This is a genomic window from Frankia nepalensis, assembly GCF_016786325.1.
Lineage (GTDB): Bacteria > Actinomycetota > Actinomycetes > Frankiales > Frankiaceae > Pseudofrankia > Pseudofrankia nepalensis.
In genome coordinates, this window is record NZ_JADWYU010000181.1 from 17,221 (window position 1) to 22,356 (window position 5,136).

The 5,136-nt window shown below is 73.9% G+C and carries 3 protein-coding genes; 1 reads left to right on the forward strand and 2 read right to left on the reverse strand.

The window, feature by feature from the left end:
- Window positions 1-132 precede the first annotated feature (132 nt).
- Window positions 133-588 (reverse strand): ATP-binding protein, encoded by a 456-nt coding sequence (locus I6A81_RS27455; protein WP_238430950.1) that lies wholly within the window; start codon window positions 586-588, stop codon window positions 133-135.
- A gap of 357 nt (window positions 589-945) precedes the next feature.
- A complete protein-coding gene (locus tag I6A81_RS27460; RefSeq protein WP_203007406.1) occupies window positions 946-3,399 on the reverse strand; it encodes a SpoIIE family protein phosphatase in 2,454 nt (817 codons plus the stop codon).
- A 112-nt stretch (window positions 3,400-3,511) separates the two neighbouring features.
- Here I6A81_RS27460 and I6A81_RS43985 point away from each other — a divergent pair.
- Window positions 3,512-5,136: HAMP domain-containing protein (locus I6A81_RS43985; RefSeq protein ID WP_238430951.1), on the forward strand; the 1,625-nt coding region annotated here is incomplete at its 3' end.

Consider the following 5,136-nt stretch of genomic DNA (forward strand, 5'->3'; position numbering starts at 1 on the left):
TCTCCGGGCGGCCGGACCGCGGCGTCCCAGACCGGCGGCGTCGCCAGATCCGGGTGTTCCGGGACTGTGGCGTCGGGGAGCCTGGTTCCGCGCCGAACCGGCGCGCGTCCGTGAGAGGAGCGCCCGCGAAGGTCAGCCGGCCTGGCCGTCGGGGTGGGCCGCCGGGGTGACGGCCAGGTCGAACCAGAGGTACTTGCCGGAGTCGACGGTGACGGCGCCCCAGCTGCCGGCCAGGGCGTCCAGGACGAGCAGGCCGCGGCCGCCCTCGGAGTCCTCGTCGACCTCGCGTCGCTCCGGCAGGGCGGTCGAGGTGTCGGACACCGACGCGTGCACGAGGCCAGGCCGCAGCTCCACCAGCAGCCAGACGGGCGGCTGGCCGTACTTCACCGCGTTGGTGACCAGTTCGCTGACCAGCAGCTCGGCGACCGAGGTGGCGTCATCATCCAGCCCGGCGCCGCGCAGGGACTCACGCAGCACCTGGCGGGCGCGCGGTACGGCGGACGGCAGGTAGGGCAGCTCGGCGAGGATGTGGGTCGCGGGCGGGGTACTCGACGTTGTTCGACGTACCACGTCCACTGAAACCGACATCGCTCTCATCGACCCACCAAATCCGCAACGAGGACATCCAGCGCGGTTTACCCAGCCGAGGCGGCCTGAAAGCATAAAAGGACGCCAAAATTTCCGGCGGCCCACGCTGCCAGCCGGCGCCCCGCCCGGGCCGCGTGGCCAGATGTCCGCGCGCCGGGCAGGCCCAGGGCATGGGCGCTGCCGGCCGCCCTGGTCACGCCTCTGTCGGCCACCGCTGGTGACGGTCGGTCACTGTCGCGGAAGCTGCCGTCAGCCTCCTACCCCGCTACCCCCAGTCGCAACCACCTAGGCCTCATGACTACGCGGAGTCGCGAAGCCAACCCGCCGAGCGGCGACAAACTGGACGGAACGCCGCTCCTATGGGCGGCCGGGGACTCGGACGACGACGATGGCGACGTCGTCGCGCAGGTTGCCGCCGGCGAACTTGTCCGCCGCGCCGCGCACCCGGTCGGCGATGCCCTGCGCGGACAGCCCCACGCACTCGCCCACCGCCGCCAGCAACCGCTGCTCGCCGAGCAGCTCGCGTCCCGCGCGGGCCTCGACCACCCCGTCGGTGTAGAGCACCAGCGTGTCGCCGGGAAGCAGCGCGACGTCGACCGACGGGAACGCGACCTCGTCGTCGTCGAGCACGCCGAGCAGCGTCCCGGGCACGCCGACGTAGGACGCCTCCCCGTCGGCCCGCAGCACGACCGGCTGGGGGTGGCCCGCCAGGTGCAGGGTCAGGCGCACCCCGTCCGCCGAGGGCTGCCCGAGGCTCGCCGTCGCGAGCGTGCAGAACCTCGGCTGGCCGTGGGGGTAGGCGGTCGCGGTGTCCCGCAACGTCCGGTTCAGGTCGACGAGGATCTGCCCGACCGGGGTCGCCTGGCCGTTCAGCAGGCGCAGCACGGCACGGGCGACGCCGGTGACCGTGGCGGCCTCGGCGCCCTTCCCGCAGACGTCACCGATCGCGACCATCCAGCCCTCCGGCCCGGGCATCAGGTCGAAGAAGTCCCCGCCGACGTCGAGCCCGGCCGAGCGTGCGGCGCCGTAGGCGGCGCCGAGGTCGAGCCCGGGGATCCTCGGCAGCACCGGCGGGCGCAGGCCCGCCTGGAGGCCGTCGGCGAGCTCCACCTGCCGGCTGTAGAGCCGGGCGTTGTCCACCGCGAACGCCGCCCTGCGGGCGAGATCGGCGAGCAGGTCGGCCTCGTCGGCGGCGAAGGTGCCCTCGGCGCGGCCGACCGCGACCATGCCCACCACCCGGCGGCGGGCACGCAGCACCGAGACGAGGACCGGGCCGTCGGGCGTCGCCACCTGCCGTACCGGGGTCGTGCCGGCGCCGCGCACCGCGGCCATCAGCAGCCCGTCCGGGTCGGTCGCGGCGCTGGTCAGCATCGGCTCGGCGGCCTCCTCGGCGTGCGCGACCGCGGACAGTATCGGGATCCCGTCGTCACGGCGCAGGTAGACGGCGCACCACTGGCCCATCCGGGGCACCGGGAGGTGGGCGAGCATCGCCAGCGTGTGCTCCAGCTCCAGGCTGCCGGCGAGCAGGTCGGACGCCTCGGCGAGGAACGACAGCATGCCGATCCGGCGCTCCTCGGCCTGGCGCATGTCACCGCCACCGAGTGCCAGCGCCATCCACCGGGCGACCAGCTCGACCCGCTCCGCGTCGACGGCGCCCTGCTGGCCCAGGTGTCCCGGCAGGGCGGGGTCGGGCCAGAGCAGCACCTCGCCGAGGCTGTCCTGGGTCGGGTCGAGCGGGAACGAGAGGGCGTCGGCCGGCGTGCCCACCCGCCCGAGGGCGGCCACGACCTCCGGCGCCGGGTCGTCCGGTGACGGCCGGTGCACCAGACCGCCGGTGACCGGCTGGGTGTCGACGAGCTGGGCGAGCAGCTCGGCGACCTCGCCCTCGGCGGTCAGCGCCCGCGCCGTCGCCCGGGAGATGAGCCGCGGCGGCCGCGGGAGGGGCGGGCCCTCGGCGGCACCCAGGGCTCCTCCCAGGTCGGCCGAGCCCGGGGTCCCTGCCGGATCCGGGGTCCCTGCCCGACCGGCGGCAGGGTTCCTGCCGGATCCGCGAAGCGGATCTGGGAGGTCGGCGATCGGGGAGGCCTGCTCGGGAGTCTGCCGGGAGGTTCCCTCGCGGGCCGGGCGGTCGTGGCCGGGCGGGGAGGCGGTCGCGGGTGGGGGGTTGGGCGGCGCGGCCGTGGGCTGGGTCGGACCGACCAGCCCGGCTCCCTCCCGGGCCTGGGGCTCCTCCCCGATCGACGGCGGGGCCTCCGCCGGATCGGCGAGGCCCGGGGTCCCCGCGGGAACGGCGGCCGGCTCCGCCGGCGTCCCGGCCCGGTGGCCGTTCGGCGTGAGCTCCGGCCGCTGCTGGGGTACGCCGACGAGCCGGAACCAGACGGACTTGCCGCCCGCGCCGTGCTCGGTGCCCCAGCTGGCGGCGAGCGCGTCAACGAGGGCGAGCCCGCGCCCGTCCTCGCGCAGCCCGCCCAGCCCGTCCTCGCCGTCCTCGCCCCGCTTGCCGGTAGGCGGCGGGCCGTCGGCTCCGCGCCGGGACGCGCCGATGCGTACCGGGTGCAGGTCGCGGACCCGGACGGTCAGCTCGCCCGACGGCGCGGTGGTGACGTCCACCGTCGCCGGCGTCCCGGCATGCACCACCACGTTGGTGACCAGCTCGGTGACCAGCAGCAGCGCGGAGTCGAGGGTGTCCTCGTCCACCGTTCCGCGTAGCGCGGAAAGCAGGAAACGACGGGCGGATCGCGGTGAATCCGGGGCGGGTGGCAGTCTGATGGTGTGGTGAGGTTGTCGTCCAGCCACCCCTACGCCGTCCATGTCGGTCAGTCTCTCCTGTGATGTCCCCCGTAAGGCGGATACTGGCGCCGGGTGACCCGCCGAGGGACGAATAGCCACCACCGGTGTGCTGCCGTAGACCCCGAGGAGACCGATGAGCCTCGATCGTGACCACGAAGCGCCGGATGCGCGCCAAGACGATGGTGCCCTGCCCGGTTCGTCGGCGAGCACGAAGGCTGGTTCAACGACCGCGGAATACTCAGAGACCACAGCGGACGCCGGCGCGGCGCCCGCGAACGGGTCCGCCGGGGACGCCGTGTCCGTCGTCGTCGCCACCGACGGGCCGCCGCGCGGGCCCGGCGCGGACGGCGGCCCCGGCTCGGTCGAGACGCTGCTGTCCGACCTGCTCGCCGGCCTGTCCAAGCTGTGTGACGGTGACTTCACCGTCCGGCTCGGCTCGCGTGACGGGCTGGGCGGGGAGGTCTCCCGCCGGTTCGACGAGCTGGCCGCCACGCAGGAGCGGCATGCCCGCGAGCTGGAGCGGGTGAGCAACGTCATCCGCCGGGAGGGCCGGCTGACCCAGCGGATGGACGACCTGGGCGGCCGGGATGGCTGGCGCAGCGTCACCCGCTCGGTGAACTCGCTGATCGACGACCTGGCGCGCCCGACCCACGAGGTCGGCCGGGTCATCGCCGCCGTGGCCGAGGGTGACCTCTCCCAGCACATGCCGCTGGAGATCGCCGGCCAGCCGGTGCGCGGGGAGTTCCTGCGGATCGGGACGACCGTGAACACGATGGTGGATCAGCTGTCGTCGTTCGCGGACGAGGTCACCCGGGTCGCCCGCGAGGTGGGCACCGAGGGCAAGCTCGCCGGTCAGGCGCAGGTCAAGGGCGTCTCCGGTGTGTGGCGGGACCTGACCGACTCGGTGAACTCGATGGCGGGCAACCTGACGTCCCAGGTCCGCGGCATCGCGTTGGTGACGACGGCGGTCGCCAACGGCGACCTGTCCCAGAAGATCACCGTGGACGCCCAGGGCGAGATCGCCGAGCTGAAGCACACCGTGAACACCATGGTCGACCAGCTCTCGGCGTTCGCGGACGAGGTGACCCGGGTCGCCAAGGAGGTGGGCACCGAGGGCAAGCTCGGTGGCCAGGCGCAGGTCAAGGGCGTCTCCGGCGTGTGGCGCGACCTCACCGACTCGGTGAACGTCATGGCCGCCAACCTGACCACCCAGGTCCGCGGCATCGCCGAGATGGCGGCCGCGGTGCAGCGTGGCGACCTCACCCGGCAGATCACCGTCGACGCCCGCGGCGAGGTGGCGGCGCTCGCGCACACCCTGAACACGATGGTGGACCAGCTGTCGTCGTTCGCGGACGAGGTGACCCGGGTCGCCTGGGAGGTCGGCACCGAGGGCAACCTGGCCGGCCAGGCGCATGTGCGCGGGGTCTCGGGAGTGTGGCGGGACCTGACCGAGTCGGTGAACTCGATGGCGGGCAACCTGACCGCGCAGGTCCGCAACATCGCGCTCGTGGCGAAGGCGGTCGCCAACGGCGACCTCTCGCAGAAGATCACGGTTACCGCTCAGGGTGAGATCGCCGAGCTCAAGGAAACCCTGAACACGATGGTGGACCAGCTGTCGTCGTTCGCGGACGAGGTGACCCGGGTCGCCCGAGAGGTGGGCACCGAGGGCAACCTGGGCGAGCAGGCGCATGTGCGCGGGGTCTCGGGAGTGTGGCGGGACCTGACCGAGTCGGTGAACTCGATGGCGGGCAACCTGAC